16 protein-coding genes are annotated in these 16,429 nt (G+C 43.6%); 2 read left to right on the top strand and 14 right to left on the bottom strand.

The window, feature by feature from the left end; all coding sequences use genetic code 11:
- Window positions 1–28: 28 nt before the first annotated feature.
- From WC259_RS00785 to WC259_RS00740, 10 genes are all read right to left on the bottom strand, one after another.
- Window positions 29–364, bottom strand: a complete 336-nt coding sequence (locus WC259_RS00785) for a hypothetical protein (RefSeq protein WP_015407323.1) — start codon at window positions 362–364, stop codon at window positions 29–31.
- 337 nt (window positions 365–701) lie between these two features.
- Window positions 702–974, bottom strand: coding sequence for a hypothetical protein (locus tag WC259_RS00780; RefSeq protein WP_015407324.1), 273 nt, complete (start codon window positions 972–974; stop codon window positions 702–704).
- Window positions 975–1,010: 36 nt separating this feature from the next.
- Window positions 1,011–2,459, bottom strand: a complete 1,449-nt coding sequence (locus WC259_RS00775; protein ID WP_372642796.1) for a reductive dehalogenase — start codon at window positions 2,457–2,459, stop codon at window positions 1,011–1,013.
- A gap of 1,006 nt (window positions 2,460–3,465) precedes the next feature.
- Window positions 3,466–3,744, bottom strand: a complete 279-nt coding sequence (locus tag WC259_RS00770; RefSeq protein ID WP_015407326.1) for a hypothetical protein — start codon at window positions 3,742–3,744, stop codon at window positions 3,466–3,468.
- A 13-nt stretch (window positions 3,745–3,757) separates the two neighbouring features.
- Complete coding sequence (locus WC259_RS00765; protein ID WP_015407327.1) at window positions 3,758–5,149, bottom strand: reductive dehalogenase; 1,392 nt, start codon at window positions 5,147–5,149, stop codon at window positions 3,758–3,760.
- A gap of 524 nt (window positions 5,150–5,673) precedes the next feature.
- The gene (locus WC259_RS00760; protein WP_059279990.1) at window positions 5,674–5,946 is read right to left on the bottom strand and encodes a hypothetical protein; all 273 of its coding nucleotides are present in this window, start codon (window positions 5,944–5,946) and stop codon (window positions 5,674–5,676) included.
- 24 nt (window positions 5,947–5,970) lie between these two features.
- Window positions 5,971–7,416: a reductive dehalogenase gene (locus WC259_RS00755; protein WP_152638896.1), complete on the bottom strand. Its 1,446-nt coding sequence runs from the start codon at window positions 7,414–7,416 to the stop codon at window positions 5,971–5,973.
- 292 nt (window positions 7,417–7,708) lie between these two features.
- A complete protein-coding gene (locus WC259_RS00750; RefSeq protein WP_059279988.1) occupies window positions 7,709–8,161 on the bottom strand; it encodes a hypothetical protein in 453 nt (150 codons plus the stop codon).
- A 68-nt stretch (window positions 8,162–8,229) separates the two neighbouring features.
- Complete coding sequence (locus tag WC259_RS00745; RefSeq protein WP_059279987.1) at window positions 8,230–8,517, bottom strand: hypothetical protein; 288 nt, start codon at window positions 8,515–8,517, stop codon at window positions 8,230–8,232.
- A gap of 20 nt (window positions 8,518–8,537) precedes the next feature.
- Window positions 8,538–9,947 (bottom strand): reductive dehalogenase, encoded by a 1,410-nt coding sequence (locus WC259_RS00740; protein WP_059279986.1) that lies wholly within the window; start codon window positions 9,945–9,947, stop codon window positions 8,538–8,540.
- A 416-nt stretch (window positions 9,948–10,363) separates the two neighbouring features.
- Here WC259_RS00740 and WC259_RS00735 point away from each other — a divergent pair, with 416 nt between their 5' ends.
- Window positions 10,364–11,449 carry an ATP-binding protein gene (locus tag WC259_RS00735; protein WP_059279985.1) on the top strand — a complete coding sequence of 362 codons (1,086 nt, stop codon included), beginning with the start codon at window positions 10,364–10,366 and terminating at the stop codon, window positions 11,447–11,449.
- The gene (locus WC259_RS00730) at window positions 11,442–12,107 is read left to right on the top strand and encodes a response regulator transcription factor (protein ID WP_059279984.1); all 666 of its coding nucleotides are present in this window, start codon (window positions 11,442–11,444) and stop codon (window positions 12,105–12,107) included. Before WC259_RS00735 ends, WC259_RS00730 begins: the two co-directional genes overlap by 8 nt.
- A 564-nt stretch (window positions 12,108–12,671) precedes the next feature.
- Here the strand turns inward: WC259_RS00730 and WC259_RS00725 are convergent.
- The 4 genes from WC259_RS00725 to WC259_RS00710 form a co-directional block, all read right to left on the bottom strand.
- A complete protein-coding gene (locus WC259_RS00725) occupies window positions 12,672–12,941 on the bottom strand; it encodes a hypothetical protein (RefSeq protein WP_011309916.1) in 270 nt (89 codons plus the stop codon).
- A gap of 20 nt (window positions 12,942–12,961) precedes the next feature.
- A complete protein-coding gene (locus WC259_RS00720) occupies window positions 12,962–14,488 on the bottom strand; it encodes a reductive dehalogenase (protein WP_011309917.1) in 1,527 nt (508 codons plus the stop codon).
- A gap of 97 nt (window positions 14,489–14,585) precedes the next feature.
- Window positions 14,586–15,227 carry a response regulator transcription factor gene (locus WC259_RS00715; protein ID WP_011309918.1) on the bottom strand — a complete coding sequence of 214 codons (642 nt, stop codon included), beginning with the start codon at window positions 15,225–15,227 and terminating at the stop codon, window positions 14,586–14,588.
- Between the two features lie 177 nt (window positions 15,228–15,404).
- Window positions 15,405–16,097 (bottom strand): winged helix-turn-helix domain-containing protein, encoded by a 693-nt coding sequence (locus WC259_RS00710; RefSeq protein WP_011309919.1) that lies wholly within the window; start codon window positions 16,095–16,097, stop codon window positions 15,405–15,407.
- Window positions 16,098–16,429: the final 332 nt, after the last annotated feature.

Here is a 16,429-nt window from a genome sequence, read left to right as displayed (position 1 = left end):
TAGCTATGAATAACCGTTCCCGGCCGGACTAAAGCACCTTTGCCAAACTGAGACCCAGCTGACGAGCTTTTATTTGGCCGGCTTCAAATTCATCCAGATTTATATTAACACCGCTAATAGCATCAGTAAAGCCAAGGTAACCGGCAATATTCTTGAGGCTGGTCTGGGTGGCACTGGGGTCATTTTTATAACATATCATCGAAGCAAAAAGCTCACCCTTGGCGATTCTATCTTTGTTTATCCAAAGCTTTTCCAAAAATTTCTTGGTAGCACCGGCCACGGATTGGAAGGTTTGAGTAGTGGCCAAAACAAAGCCGTCGATACCAAACAGATCAGCCGCACTGGCCGAATTTACATCTTTCACTACTATCCTGACTCCCTAAGCAGCCACACCTTCAGCCACTGCTTCAGCCAAAGCCTTAGTATGACCGCCGAAACTCTGGTAAACTACTAACAACCTAGCCATTTCTGTCCTCCCTAATAATTTGTTACCTTAACCCAAAGCAGTAAAACGACCAGAAAAATTAACTACCGATAACCCTGATTAGTATTGCAGTATTACATATCGTTACGTGACTATCAATATATACACTTACGTAATATTACTCAAGAGACAGACAAAAAACAGCAAGATCTTAGCTAAAGGAAGGGGGTAAGAGTTTGACTCTTCCCCCCTTCTGAAGACTGAACTTAATCTGCTTCTAGGCCTTCTTAGCCCTTCGGGCGGTCAGTTGCCATGTTACCGCCAACAGGATAAGGCCGGGCAAGCCGGTTACCAGCCAGAACATGGCAGCTGCCTTACTTTCCATCTCGGCCAGACTCCCGAAGAAATTCTGGATGGTGAAAAGAATTAAAGCCAAACCAATAAGCCCAATAATCCATTCGTACCAATTAAGGTTAAAATTACTCTTCCGAAAGAGCCAGATTAAGCCCAAAATTAGAGCGCCCACGATTAAACCAATAATAAACCACATAGACTTTTAAACTCCTTTATTCTCTCAGAACAGCTATTACCTATTCTTAAGACCTATCATGCTGTTAACACCAAACTGGGGCATATTTTTAACCCAGAAATCTTCGGCACCTTCGTTAAAATCACCCTGCAGGGGATTATGGTCAGGCCCGAATTCAGTACCATAACCAAATTGGTCATCCATGTTTTTGAAGAAACCATTGAAAAGCCCAGTGGTAGAAATGGTACTCTTAACAATCTTATGGATACCGGCATAATCCTTCTTGGTGTACACACAGGCAGTCATGCATAAACCACAGTCACGGGTTAACATTTCACGGGTACTCTGGCATTTCACCGCATTAACATACCAAACTTTCTTGCCGGGATTATTCCAGCCGCCCGGAACATCCCATGAGGGCTCTTTGTCGTGAGGTATAGCCTGTGAGACACAAGCTTCAGAGCATTTAGCGCAGTCATGGCAGAACCGCCAGATACCGGCATCAATAGGTTTGGTCGGGGCTAAGGGGAGATCAGTTATCAGTCTGACTGCCCTAATCATAAGGCCATAATCAGGAGTAAGCACCTGAGTATTGCGGCATAGCTCACCCAAGCCGGAAAGAGCCGCAAAAGCCGGAGCAGGCCCAATGGCATTTCGTTCATGCCCAGCCATAGCCTGATAACCCAAAGTCCTTAAAAATTCCTGAGTGGCGGCCAGTATGCCGGCATTGAGTCTGACAGTATTATCTGAAGCAGCTCGTTGAATCCATGAAGGAGTAGTGGTATAGCCATCTATAGATGACTGGCTTATTATGGTCACCACATATAATTTTTTCTTGCTGGGAATAACCCACTTCTCGTCATCTTCATATCCCTTGTCTACTTCTTCAAATTCATAACGCTTGTAAGGGGCTACTCTCGGATAGGTATAAACCAGCTTCCTTACGTTTTCATCCAGCTCCAGTATACCTATATCAGCCGCCCCGAAAAAGCGCAAGGCTGTGCGGAGCATGGCGGTATTTTCTTCAGGAGTACCCTGCCAGGATGTTGTACCCAGTTTTTCGGGGGTAGGAGATTTCTGAGGACCCAACCAAGAGTAATTTGTAACCCCGGGGCTTCCTTCGCCACCTATCGCTCCCTTATACAAGGCATGGTCACGCAGGGTATAACCCGGCTTGCCGGCTTTTATCCAGTCAGCCTGATTATCCGCCGCAATTTTCTGTACCCGTGCCCATTCTTCAGTGCTTACCCATTGGGGCGGTCCCATGGGACTGTTCATAACCTTACGGGCGTCAAACCGCTCAATCTGACTCCAGTCATATTCGACAGTTGCTTTATCTGCTTCTTTAACCCACCAAGGTCTTTTAGGCGCAGCACCAGAAGTTATCATCCCGTCGATATCATTAAATGTGGCAGAGGCTACGGCCGCTGTACCTATCCCGGCACCTGTTATACCTAAGGCTTTCATGAAATCCCGGCGACTCACCGAAGAGTGAAATCTAGACATTGTGTTACCTCTTTATACAATTTTAAAACTGATTAATAATGACAACGCTATTCAGAAAGTTTAAAGGAAACTGTTATTTAAATCCCCAGCCCGGTCACCTCCTTTTACGGCAATATCACCTTAGATTAAACAGATATAGTAAAGGCAATATTCATGGATACTTTTCTATGAAAATGCTCAAACCAGTCAGACACCAAATTGCCACTAAACATTAATCATGCATTTTTAACTATTCATAATATTCAGAACTAAAACCATTCACTTTTTGGTCATACCCAGAGATAATAAAGTGCTATCCAATAAACAAGCTGCCTTAGTCAATACGGCAGAGTTAATAAGGTTTTCTAAAGATCTAAACTACAAATTAAGTGTAAAATATTATTACGTAACTGTCAATACTATCTGTCATGTTATTCTATTACGTAATGTTAGTTATTTTATCATTTTGATGGTATTATAATTGCACTTATGGAAAGTACTTATACGAATATACAAGAATTTTATCAAATAGGGGATATGGTCCGAAAAGTGAGCGTGAGCCTGCAAACATGGTCTGAAACATGGTTGGGCGGTAGGCAAAAAACACACTTTTTACTTCGTTGATAATTTTTATTTGACTGAATATATTAAAAAATCTAAATATTCAATCCGAGGATCCAAACGATTTGATACAAGAGTTATAACCGGCAACGTTAAGATTGATGCTGCAGAGGATATTGATAGAGCAATTGATGGAAAGGAATGGGAATAATTTTAAAACACAAGTAGTATAAGAATCCGTCATGATTATATAAACTCCAGCCACCACTCAGGCCCTAATCAACCCTCCCACGTCTCCAACAAAGCTAGGGGAAATAAAATTAAGGGGGAGATGCATCTCCCCCTTAATAAACCCCCAGTAGTACTACCTAAATTGCTACTACTCGGTTCTCCTAGCTATCATCTATCAAATAACAGCCGCTGGCATAAGGCTAGTAACCAAAAAGTCAGCAGAAATGTGGTAGCTTTAGGTCTGAGCGCGCCGTCTTCTAGAAATAAGCTGCCAAACTACAACAAACAAGACTATTGCCGGTATACCAAAAGACAAACTACCCAACAATGCCGCCTTGGCAAAACCTTCACGTAATGCGCCGGCATAATGCTGAATTGCTGCTAAGATTAATAGTAACCCAACTATACCGATGACCCACTCATACCAAACTAATTTGATATTTTTATTCTTTAGCCAGGAAACAAGCAGCAATACCACTACCGCCACAATAAATCCAACAAAAAACCAAAGCATATTATGACCTCCTTTAATTACCTAGTATTCCGCCTATATAACCAAATATAGGCTGTTCTTCTTCAGTCCAGAAGGACTCAGGTTCCCACATTCCAAATCCGAATGTTCTTTCCATATCGGCGAAGAATTTATTGAACACGGGCGTAACGGTTACGGTCGGCGCCACAAGAGAGTGAATCCAAGTCTCTCTGGGTGCATTAAACGGACAGACTGCCTGACAGGCTGAACCGCAGTGGGCACATGACATCGCCTTCAAGCGCCAACCATTAAATCCGGGAGGGCTTCCCGGGATAGCCGCGTTGTCCCAAGAGGGAGCATCATCAAGTACAATAGCATTATAGGGGCAGGCTTCAGCGCATATCTTACAGGTATTGCAGAAGCGGTTGAGACCCGCATCTACCGGCTTAGTTGTAGCTAGAGGCAGATCGGTAATTACTCGCAAAACACACCTTGCCATAGCACCAGTTTCAGGAGATACTACAGTATATCCCATACGGACATTTTCCCCTACTCCGGCCATTAAGCCGCAGGGTTCGGAATTCGTAATGTTATCCACGATATTAGCCTCATAGCCAATGCCATGGAGGAACTCCTGCAAATTCCCTTCTGCCCAGCTCAGGAAGTTATAGACCCCCATTACAGCTGCATTACTCTGGAGTGAAGGCCAGCGGCGGCCTAAAACAGTTTGAGCGGTAAAAAGGGCGACTATGAGATATTCATTCTTGTTCGGTACCACTGTTTTAGTAGTGGTCTCATAAGCCTCATCAACATCTTCAAAGACAATATCTTTATTACTTGAATTGGCATTGAACACTTTACGGGTGTCCTGGTCTAACTTGATAACACCAATCTTGCCACCACCCCAAAACCGAAGCAGGTTTCGTATCATGATATAGTTCTCTTCGGGAGTACCCTCATAGCGGGGCAGACCATATTCTTCCGGAGAGTAAGTCAGCTTACTGCACACAAACGGGGTCGGGGTTCTTTTGACTGTCCAGACCGTTTGGCGCAGTGCCTGGTCTCTAAGGGTGTCACCCTTCCAATCGGGAAATTTGCTCTTGATATAATCCTCGGCTGGTTTTCTATTGGCATCTCCGCCGGGATACGATGCAATTCTGTCACCTGTGGCATGCCAACCACCACTAGGGGCAAGGTAGGGTATACCATCATGGCCATTTATCCTCTTGTCGGAACGGACAACTTGGCTCCAGTCAATATCTATAGTTGGCTTATCAACATCCTTAACAAACCAAGGTTGTTTATGTTGAGCTTGCGATGCAGACATAAGTTCATCCAGGTCATGAAAGACTGGAAGTGTTGCTGCCGCTGCACCAATACCAGCACCAGCCAAGCCAAGAGTTTTCATGAAATCTCTTCTGCTTACTGTTGAATGAAAACCGTGCATGGGTATTACCTCCTGAATATATATTTGATGCTAACAATAATCCCGATAAAATAGACCGGGGAAGGTAAGAATAGATTGCTACCTGTATTATGTGCTTTAACCACCCGCCTTTCAGGTAACCTACAAATAGACCACCAATTTACTCAAACAACATAGAATACTCACCCAGCAAAGAGGTGAGTATTCTTAAAGGTATAAGCTAGATTTTATTGATAATTAAGGTTAACACGCCTGTATTTGTTACGTAATCGTACAGAACACGTATCTTTGCTGTACTTTCAGGTACACACTTTACCCGGCAGGTGCACCCAAAATGCGTAGACAGAAATAAACAGGTAAGTTACAAAGATGTATCTGCAATCGCGCCTACAGAGCTATTATCTCCGGGTAGAATGCTCTTAGCCCGGTAAGTATGGCCTGTATTTGATGAAGCATTTATACGCAAAGCACCGGTAATGACCGGATGAAATTAATTAAGGGGGAGATGCATCTCCCCCTTAATTAAACCTATTATCAAGTTTACCTTAGGCTTTCTTTAGCCTCCTACTGGCCAATTGCCAGGTTAATGCCAGCAATATAACTGAAGGAAGTCCGGTTACCAGCAAAAACATACTGGCTGCTTTGCTTTCTATTTCGGCCAAACTGCCAAAGAAATTCTGAATGGTGAAAAGCAGCAGTACCACCCCGGCAAGGCCGATAAGCCATTCGTACCATTTAAGGCTAAAGTTGTTGCGGTTCATCAACCACAGAAACCCCAGTACCAACCCGCCTACTATTAAACCGATTATAAACCACATATTTTAGTACTTCCTTTCCTACACCTATTTACCCGGCATGGAATTGCCCCGACCCCAAGGCACAAAAGTACCATAGGTATTAGGCATAGTGTCCCAAAATTCGTCCGCCTGTTTGAATTCCCCGTAGCCAAAGAAATCGTCCATCTGACGGAAGAAGGAATTGAACACGTCAGTAGTACCTACAGTAGCCTTGATAACCTCATGAATATTCCCGCCCTCCATCTTGGAGAAAACACAAACATTCTGGCAGATACCGCATCCGCCGTTTACCACACTGCCGGGGTTACCCCGGTAAGGATGGCAGTTATCGTAATTAACATGGTACGATTTCAATCCGTACCCGTTAGACTCCGGATGCTCAATGGTATAAGACGGATCCCCCTCAATGGGAATAGCTCCGGACGGGCACATTTCAGCACATTTTTTACAGGTCTGGCAAAACTTCCAAATACCCGCATCTATAGGTTTGGTAGAAGCTATAGGCAGGTCAGTAACCACAAAATCTGTGTATCGCACATTAGCTCCATAATCCATATTCACCAGATAATCTAAGCGCCCGTGTTCACCCAGCCCGGCCAGATTGCCGTGAGCTACATTCATCCCGCCACAGTTACGGCTTATAGATAGATACCCCAAAGCCCCCAGAAAGGAAAGGATCCGGTTCTGGATAATATCTCCCATGGAATATCCAATACCCATGCTAACCTTGTTAAGGATATTGAAACCATCGGGGGCACTGTACTGACCCACTCTAGACATCGGTACTACCCATGTCAAAACGGTTTTAGCCTTATTAGGAATAAGGCAAGCATGACTGCTGTCTGAAGAAGCATTATCCACGTCAGCAAAGGTATAAGGACGGCCGCCGGTATCTGCTGAATAGAATACTTTCTGGGTTTTTTCATTAATTTCATGAGCACCCACATCCTGCGCTCCCCAGAAGCGGAGCACAGCCGTAACCATTTTCAGGTTTTCTTCGGGAGTGGCTGACCAGCGCGGCAGCCCCAGTTGCTTGTAGTTATACCCGCCCGGCTGGGTAGTACCGCCAAAGGTATACATCAGGGTGGCATCTCCCTTAGTCAGCGGCACACTAGCCCCGATGGCATCTGAAGCCGACCCCGCAAAGAAGGCGTAATCCTTGGCTGTCATGCCGGTATTAGGAGTTGTCCATTTGGCCTTTATATTCTCCAGCTGAATCTGAACCCGCCTTTCGGCTTCGGTAGGACTGACTACCGTGAATTTGCGTTTGTCATAACGCTCTTTCTTGTCCCAGTCCACTTCAACTGTGAGGTTTTCAGCCTCCCGCTCATTGACATACCAGGGCAGTTTGCGCAAAGTAACAGAGGATATCACCTCATCCATGTCGTGAAATACCGGAGAGGCCGAACTGGCAACTCCCAAACCAGCACCTGCCAGCCCCAGTCCTTTCATGAAGTCCCGCCTACTTACCGAGCTATGAAATTTTCCCACAATTATGTACCCCCTTCCCAAGTATTGATTTGCATTATAAGTACAAAAACAAAAACCTACATCGTACCCAATAGTTAATCTTTTGGGACTTTTGGATATCTTTTAGCACATACAGGTGCACCCAAACTACTTAGGGAAAAGCAGACAAACTCGCATGGATAACCTATTTACATAAAATATCATCACCGTACTATTTCAGGGATAATAGTTTAAGATTTGGAATTAATACAATAAGCCCCTTTAAACATTGTAATTGTCTAATATTTTGAATATTAGGGAAGCAAAATAAAAATCAGATTACCCTAAAAGAAACCCGTATCAATTCGGAGATATCCAGATAGACAATTGCGGTATAGCTGCCGGCTGAAAAGCCGCTTTCCTGTTGCGGATAAAATGCAATATTATCCGGGTTTTTCAAATCACTCTCACCCACAGTTTGAGTATAAGTAAAGATTATTTCGCCGTTGCATTCCAAAACTATAGCCAGGTCATGACAGCATATTTCATCGGTTATCCAGTAAGTCAAGATTATTACCTCAGTCCCGGCTCCGAAGGTATCAGTAGGGTTGACAGGTAAACCGCTATCAGCTATTTCGGCAGATACCTCACCTTTAATTATCCTTACATAAGTATCAGGACATATATCATCAATAGGCGGCTTGACACTTGGTTCATTCGTACACCCAGTAATCAGCAGGTTTAACCCAACAAATATGCCTACTAAACTAACCACCCTGCTTTTCATTAGTTGCCCCATTCATTAAAAATAGAGGGGGGGGGAATCACGCCCCCCCAAATATTGGTTTTAGTCTGTTAACTGGCTTTCTGCCTGCCTGCAATCAAACGCCAGACTATAACAAAAAGAATAATAGCCGGAGCACCCAGAGCCAGTGAACCAAACCAACCGGCTGTCATGTACATTTCAATCTGTGACCCCATGAAGTGCTGTATGGCCATGATCACAAATGCCAAACCAATCAGACTCATTAGCCACTCATACCATTTTAGCCCGATATTCTTGGAGCGAAGCCAGTTTACCAACAAAGTTATTGCCGCTCCCAAAATGGCTCCGGTAATCAAAACTGCAGTAAAATCAAACATTATTCACGCACCCCTTAAGTTTATTTGACCAGCAATGCCGGATTGACGCCGTAAGCAGGAATCTGCTCCAGCGGAAGATCCCACCACGATTCAGGCTCTTTGTGACCATAGTTAAAAGTTTCAGACATGCTCCTAAAAAAGCTGTTAAAAACAGGTGTAACAGACATAGTGCCCTTAACAACTTCATGAATTATGGAAGCACCAGCCGTGCCAAAAGGACACGCACCCATACAGGAACAACAGTTACCCATGCACTTACGGTAATCCAATCTCCAGCCGTTATAGCCGGGGATGTTCCACATACAAGTATCACCACCAACACTCTGGTCGGAAGCCCAGTCTTGACCACAGGCGTTATCCCATGATTTATCACCCATAGCAATAGCCCCGAACGGACATTGGGTTCCGCAAACACCGCAGGTTTCGCAGAAGCGTTCCATGCCGGCATCTATAGGTTTGGTAATGGCCAATGGAAGGTCGGTAACCACACGATACTGTCCCCTAAGATGTGAACCGTATTCGGGAGAATTGAGGGTAGTGCCCATGCGTGTATGCTCACCAACGCCGGTCATAATGCCAAAAGCGGCTGACGGGCAATAGTTACCGGCATTTATGCTTTGATAACCCAAACCACGCAGGAACTGTTCAATAAGCAGATCTATCCTCTTTACATGGGTATAAGCCATGGGGAAACCCGCCCTGCCCACATGGCTTGGCATGCGGGAGGTAAGCTCGGTATCCTGCAAGTTTGTCCAGTGAATTACCCACTGACAATTGTTGGGAATAGCAAATCTGTCCGCAGTTGACTCAAATAAATCTATATCCTCAAACGTAACTTTTTGCTTTCCCACATAAGAGTAAAACAATTTACGAGTCTTTTCATCCACCGGAGCAACAGTTACAGAGCTAACACCAAAGCTGCGGAAAGCAGCACGAATGGTACGCAGGTTTTCCTCCGGGGTACCTTGCCATTTAGGCATAGGACCTATTGAGGTGTTGCCGGAAAGTTGGTCAGGTGTAGGTGCAGGGGTTCTGACAGTTTGGGTACCCATCCAGGTAGAGTACCAGGCTTCGTTAAGGGCACGGTCACGCAGAGTAGTACCTTTCCAGTCAGGAAATTCTTTCTTAACAAATTCTTCAATTTCCAGATAGTAACTGTAATATCCGTCTGACCTGCCGGCCATTACATCACGGCCGGGTTGCCCGCGTCTGTCCATCCTGTGGATCTGATTCCAATCAATCTCCAAAGTGGGCTCATCAACTTCTTTTACAAACCAGGCCCGCTTCCAACCTGCGGTAGGAGACGCTATAACTTCATCCATGTCATGAAACACCGGGGATATTGCTGCCGTTGCACCAATACCGGCACTAGCCAAACCGAGAGTTTTCATAAAATCTCTTCTGCTTACTGTTGAATGAAAACTATGCATGTGTATTACCTCCTGAACATATATTTGATACTAACAAGGATTCTGATAAATTGTACCGAGGAAGGCGAGAATAGATTGGTTGCCAATCTTATATGCTTTGACCACCCACCTTTCAGGCGGCCTGTCTAATAGGCCACCGGTTTATTCAGACGGATAGAATACTCACCCATTAAAAAGATGAGCAACCCTAAAGGTATGATCCCGATTCCATTGGCAACTTAGGCTAACACTCCCCAATCTATTGCGTAATTGTACAGAACACGTATCTTTACTGGACTTTTAGGTACTCACTTTGCCCGACAGGTGCACCCAAAATGCGTAGACAGAAATAAGCATATTAGTTGTTAAAGCGGATTTACAGCGGTATCTACCAAAGCTATTATTTTCGAGTATAATATTATTAGTTAGGTTGGTTTATGCTGAGAGAAGAAAGCAACATTGACACAGATAATAGTGCTAGTCCGCCTATTTTAGATGACTGCGCTAAGGAACTGCTGGATGCAGCTCCGATTGCCTTTTATCTACTGGATAAAAATCTAAGGGTCATCGAGGCAAATACCAAAGGGATTCAATTGCTGGGTAAAAAGTCCCGTGCAGAAGTCCTGAACAAAAACATAATAGATATTGCCCCCGGTATACCCCCCATTCATATACATAGCTATAAACAGGTACTGAAGACTGGCATACCCAAGATAAGCCTCAATATCAAGGCTTGGCCAACTGCAGGGGGAAACAAATATATAAATTCAATGCGTTTCCCTGTACGAGATGGCTTGGGGATTATCGTAATGGATATCACTGACCAATATAAACTTGAGCGGGAATTCAAAAGCAATAAAATCCGGCTAAAAGAGCTCGCTTCAGCCTATGTAAGTTCCCAAGAAAACGAAAGAGAACTGATTGCCTGTGAAGTGCATGACCGAGTAATCCAGCTTCTAATGAGATCATGCCAACTGGTTGAAAATGCCAAACAGGATGATACGAATTCAGAAAAAACCCGTAAATCCCTGACCGAAATCAACGATATTATATTAAAAACCATCGCAGAATGCCGCTTGATAACCAAACAGCTATATCCGTCTGTTTTATCAGAAGGCGGCTTAGTATCGGTTATCACAGAGGAGCTGAATGCATTAAAACCAAACGGTATCTCCACCGAATTGATAACAGATAAGGTTGACAAGATATCCAAGCCCATTGCCGAGGTAATCTACCGGATATTTCATGAGGCTGTGTGGAACGCCCAGAGACATTCCAAGGCCAGTCATATTGATGTTATACTGAAATTGGTGGAAGACGGTGTGAGGCTGGTGGTGATTGATAACGGGTACGGGTTCAACCCATATAAAGTTCTGCAATCAGGCAAGTTTGGCGGGCTTAAGAGCATGCGTAGACGGGCCGAACTGATGAACGGCAGTTTTAATATTGAAAGTGAGCTAGACAAGGGTACATCTATTGAAGCTTTTATCCCGTTTTCGGTGGGGTACAAAAATCATGCTTGAGAAAAAGATAAAAGTACTGATATGCGATGACCATGACATAGTTTGCCAGGGGCTGGTAAATATTGTTTCTGACGAACCGGACATGGAAATAGTAGGGTGTGCTACAAATCTGGATTCCGCTTTGACCCTGATAAAAAAACTAAACCCGGATGTTGTACTGGCGGATATACGCCTTGGAGACGAAAGCGGTTTTGACCTGATAAAACAAAGCTGTCAGGCAGGATTTGAAATACCATTCATTATGATTACAGGCTTTCACAATGAGTTTTATTTATCCAAGGCAATAGAAAATGGGGCAGCGGGTCTTTTATCCAAAGAAAGCCCCGGCAGAGTGATTGTAAATTCCATCCGCCTGACTTTTGACGGTCATAGCGTTTGGCCCATGGAACTGTTGAAAAACACCTATGACAGTCTGGCGATATCACATTACTCCTCAACCACAAGTATAGACACCGCTATGGCTATTCCCAACTTCACGCCCCGGGAAAAAGAGATAATTAAATTCCTGCTGAAAGGCAATACCAACAAAGCCATCGCTCATGAACTGGGATTATCTGATGTTACCGTAAAAAAGAGCCTTAAAAATATTATGAATAAACTGCATGTTGATAACCGAATGAAACTGGCAATGGTCATAAGCAGACTTAGTTTAGAATAGAAGCATAATATTTTCTGCTATGCATGGAGTGCAAAGCCTATTCTGACCTGCCCCCCCATCCGTGATACCTCTCACCAAAATGTAAGCATCGATTACTTGCTACGTATTTTTTTAGACTATACAAATACCATACAAAAGATCGAGAGAAAATATACTAACCGATTATAAAAAGATCAACGCAGCGTATTGATCCAATCTTTTCCCCCCAATGGTGGATGAGATGTCTCTATTATTGAAGTCGATAATAAAAATATTCTTGACCACAATCCCTACTTCTAATCCCCAGCGATAACTTTACTTCATCAAATATACTGGATTAATACCAATCAACCTTTCGCAAACTCTAGTTTCCGCGTTTCAAGGAGGGATCAACCCTCCCCCCGTCTCCACCAAAGTTAATAATGTGGCTTGCCTTTAATAGGACAGGCCATTTGTACGTAAATAGTTAGACGGGGAGTTCGAGGTATCTGATAAACTCTTGCCTCAGTGTCTAAGCTACATTTTTTACAAATAAATAAGCGGGGGTATTAATACCCCCGCTTATTGAACCCGAAAGACTTTTGATTAAACTTTTTCTTTGTTTCCGGCTATCAGACGCCAGTCAACCACTCCTAAAATCACTGCAATAATGCCAAAGATACCCATGCCTACCCAAGCAGCTTTGGTATCATTTTCGGCCAGCGAGCCGTAGAAATGCTGGACTGCCGCAAATAGGGCAATCGTAGCGATAAGGGCAATCAGCCATTGCCACCAGGTAATCTTCTTATTTTGCTTGATGAGCCAGTAAATAGACAGGGCAAATACAGCTCCAACAGCTAAACCTATAAAATACATATTCTTATCCTTTCACTTTACTAGGCCGTGGTATCAAAACCATAGGTGGGCTGTTCTATATCCCAGAACTCCCACTGCGGTTTCCGGCCATATTCCATAAACCTTTCCATGTTGGCAAAGAACCCGTTAAACAGGGGAAGATTGGTAGTAGTAACTTTGACCATATCATGGATAAAGGACTCCGATGTGGAGTTAAAGGGACAGGTACCCTGACAGGTGGGACAATGCGGACATTTTACATTGTCAGTACGCCAACCTCTAAACTGACCCTGCGCCAAACCGTTACCGGCAGCATCAGGGTTTTCCCAAGTAGAAGGCCCCTTCTGGATAATGCCAAAGGGACAGGAATCTGCACAGATACCGCAGGTCTCACAGAATTTGTATGCCCCAAAGTCTATGGGCTTGGTGGGAGCTATAGGCATATCGGTAAGGAAGGCCCAACCATTGGCCCGGTTAGTAGTGCCGTTTTTGGGGTGAATAGTCGGAGAAGACATCCGCCCATGCTCACCCAAACCGGTTATGGCTGACAGAGGATTTGAGAAACACAAACCGCTCATATTCAGACAATCGTAACCAAGGCCACGAATAAACTCCTGCATATGGCACATCATCTTTATATAGCGGGCATAAGAATACCAGACCGCAAAACCTTCTGTAATGCCGGCCTGACGGCGGGTACCTTCAAAACTCTGGCGGGCAGTAAAGGTAATAATATATTTGCATTTGTTGGGTATGGCATACTCGTCGCCTGTTTCGTAGGGTACATCTATGTCTTTGAACGCAACCTGTTTACCGCCTGCATCTCCCTGCCCGGCAAACATGCCACTGGCACCGCCTTTGGCCCTGTGGAAGAATTTAACAGTATCGCTGTCTATTTCAGCACAGCCTACATCCTGGGCACCCAGGAAACGGAAGGCATTCCGCACGGTTTTGTAGTTCTCTTCCGGCGTACCCTGCCAACGGGAAGCACCCACATCCTGCGGGCGGATTGAGAAACACTGCGGCCCCAGGAATGAACTGTAAGAACCGGTACCGCCGGCGGCGATGATAGCATTGCGAACGTTTATGCGTTTGCCGCCCTGATACATATCTCCCGGCCACATACCCATCATCATAAATTTGCAGGCATTATCCAAAGCGGTAGTGCGAACATCTCCTGAACCGCCCCAACCTTTGTCCCAGCCGGGGAATTCTTTTTCACAATAGTCATAGAGGATCAAGGCTTCTGCAGGTGTTTCCAGGTCGTACATATAGCGACCAACCACACCAGCCGCATCATAATCAGCCGGGGTAGGCTTGGCATGGGATTTAAAATTGTTGGCGTTTTGACGAGACAGCACGTTCCAATCAATTTCTACTGTCGGATTCTTAAATTCCCTCTCTTTAACATACCAAGGGTATCTATTAACATTTGAACCCAGGGATGTTAATTCATCCACGTCATGAAATACCGGTGCTGATGCGGCAACCGCGCCCAGTCCGGCTCCGGCCAGACCCAGGCCTTTCATAAAGTCACGTCGTGATAGTGTACTGTGAAGCTTTGACATACAGACTTCTCCTTATTTTACTTGTTTTTAGCTGGCTCTAGGGTATTTTCCGGTCTCTCCCGAACGTCATTTTTAAGTTCACCTCCTAACATACAAACTAACTTCTATCGAGCAGATAACCTATACCCCTTTGTTGAATAATCCGGGGAAAAGATACTTTAGACTTAAGCCGTCGCATATAATAGTGCAGTGTATCCAGCCTAATCTTATCTTCACCCCATATTGCATTTATAAGGCTTTGGTATTCTATTAAGTGCCCTTGATTTTGTTTTAAGCAAGAATCAAGCCGGTTTTCGGTAGGAGTGAGCTTATATGAGGTTTTGAGATTAAGCGTATTGCTATTACTTTCGTTATTGCTGCCATCTATCTTATGTGGTGGTAATTTACGTTTAGGTCGGAGAATAGAATTTATCCTGGCTTTTAGCTCTCTTGGATTAGGGGGTGAAGATATAAATGAATCTGCTCCAAGTTCAAGAATTTCAGCAGCTTCATTTTGGCTCCCCAGTACCAGTATTGGCATATAGGATAATTGCCTTATCAGAAGTGATAATTCGTGTTGAAGTAATTTGATATGAGTCTGATTTACTATTACTAAATCCGCATGAAATTGAGAAGCTTTTTTAAGCCCGTCAGTTTCATTTTTGGCCAGAATAATTTGATACTCAGCGGCTTTTAGCAAAGAAACAATAGCAGTTGTGTCAGTTATATCATCTATTAAAAGGATACATTCTTTTGCCATCTTCAAACTCCAACCTATTTCAAAACCATATCACGCCAAGGTATCGAAACAGGTGGAGACTATACTTTTTGTGAGTATATTTAATGAAGATTCGGTTTAATTTAGTGAACTTATGACGATATAATTTAGGTATCAATCAATAATTCACCTACTTGATCCAATGGGAAATATACCAGATTAGAATTGCCTTATCAGGCTGTAACCTAATCCTCTTTCAGTAACAATAATTTTAGGATATTCCGGGTTTACCTCTATTTTGGCTCTCAGGTTATGGATATGCTTTTTCAAGAGATTCAAATCTCCGCTATATTCTGTTCCCCATACCTTTTCTAATAGCATCCTGTAGGTGAGCACCTGCCCGCTGTTTCTAGCAAGCAGGGCTAATAAGCTAAATTCAATAGGTGTCAGATGAACAGGGATACCGGATTGAGTAAGTTCCCGCCTGTTAAAATTTACTTCCAGACCATTGCTGATAGGGATGGTGCTTTCAGCTTTAAATCCCAGATTCATATTACGACGTAAAAGCGCATTGGTAACCGCTTGACACTCAATACCGTTAATTGGCTTTTCTATACATTCATCTGCCCCATCTTCCAAAAACTGGACTTTACTACCGATTTCTCCAATCGTATTAAGGATAATAATGGGTATATCAGAGAATTCACGAATACTAATAATTATATTTTGGGTTGTTGAATCCAATAAATAGGAATCCAGAATGATAAGGTCAGGCGATAGTGTTTCAATTAACCCTGTCCCTTCGGTAATATTGTCAGATACTGTGTATTCCAGATTTTGGTAACGGATTTTGAGGCACAACACCAGGTCTTTTAATACTTGGGGATCACCGCACATTATTAATATTTTCATTGCATGCTGATTTTCCTTATCTCAGATTAATCTCCAATACGGAATAAGCAAAGCTATCAGTCCGCATGTCGGGGGGATACATAAAATTAGCATGTAGTCATTAGCTTTATTTTGTCGTCCACATGATTATCTGGTACTCCTTCCTGTTATCCTAATATTAGTTTTGAAAATGCCGGGAAGATTCAAGATTTTTAATAATTAAATTTAACATACAAAAGTGTAGAAACAGGTTAATATTGTGCTTAAAAAGGTTTATTCTACTGGAAATCTAGTTTAATATTGTGAATGTTTAACGATACATTGTCAGTTTGCTATTTTAATTTTCCCACCTC

It is taken from the genome of Dehalococcoides sp., assembly GCF_041654235.1.
Taxonomy (GTDB): domain Bacteria; phylum Chloroflexota; class Dehalococcoidia; order Dehalococcoidales; family Dehalococcoidaceae; genus Dehalococcoides; species Dehalococcoides mccartyi_B.
The sequence above is the reverse complement of the archived record's forward strand: the minus strand, read 5'-3'. Positions and strand labels throughout refer to the sequence as shown.

Excerpts from the sequence above, each read along its gene's own strand:
- WC259_RS00720 (WP_011309917.1), bottom strand. The coding sequence starts at position 14,488 with ATGTCAAAGCTTCACAGTACACTATCACGACGTGACTTTATGAAAGGC.
- WC259_RS00725 (WP_011309916.1), bottom strand. The coding sequence starts at position 12,941 with ATGTATTTTATAGGTTTAGCTGTTGGAGCTGTATTTGCCCTGTCTATT.
- WC259_RS00780 (WP_015407324.1), bottom strand. The coding sequence starts at position 974 with ATGTGGTTTATTATTGGTTTAATCGTGGGCGCTCTAATTTTGGGCTTA.
- WC259_RS00740 (WP_059279986.1), bottom strand. The coding sequence starts at position 9,947 with ATGCATAGTTTTCATTCAACAGTAAGCAGAAGAGATTTTATGAAAACT.
- WC259_RS00735 (WP_059279985.1), top strand. The coding sequence starts at position 10,364 with ATGCTGAGAGAAGAAAGCAACATTGACACAGATAATAGTGCTAGTCCG.
- WC259_RS00765 (WP_015407327.1), bottom strand. The coding sequence starts at position 5,149 with ATGCACGGTTTTCATTCAACAGTAAGCAGAAGAGATTTCATGAAAACT.
- WC259_RS00745 (WP_059279987.1), bottom strand. The coding sequence starts at position 8,517 with ATGTTTGATTTTACTGCAGTTTTGATTACCGGAGCCATTTTGGGAGCG.
- WC259_RS00775 (WP_372642796.1), bottom strand. The coding sequence starts at position 2,459 with ATGTCTAGATTTCACTCTTCGGTGAGTCGCCGGGATTTCATGAAAGCC.
- WC259_RS00770 (WP_015407326.1), bottom strand. The coding sequence starts at position 3,744 with ATGCTTTGGTTTTTTGTTGGATTTATTGTGGCGGTAGTGGTATTGCTG.
- WC259_RS00750 (WP_059279988.1), bottom strand. The coding sequence starts at position 8,161 with ATGAAAAGCAGGGTGGTTAGTTTAGTAGGCATATTTGTTGGGTTAAAC.
- WC259_RS00760 (WP_059279990.1), bottom strand. The coding sequence starts at position 5,946 with ATGTGGTTTATAATCGGTTTAATAGTAGGCGGGTTGGTACTGGGGTTT.
- WC259_RS00710 (WP_011309919.1), bottom strand. The coding sequence starts at position 16,097 with ATGAAAATATTAATAATGTGCGGTGATCCCCAAGTATTAAAAGACCTG.
- WC259_RS00715 (WP_011309918.1), bottom strand. The coding sequence starts at position 15,227 with ATGGCAAAAGAATGTATCCTTTTAATAGATGATATAACTGACACAACT.
- WC259_RS00730 (WP_059279984.1), top strand. The coding sequence starts at position 11,442 with ATGCTTGAGAAAAAGATAAAAGTACTGATATGCGATGACCATGACATA.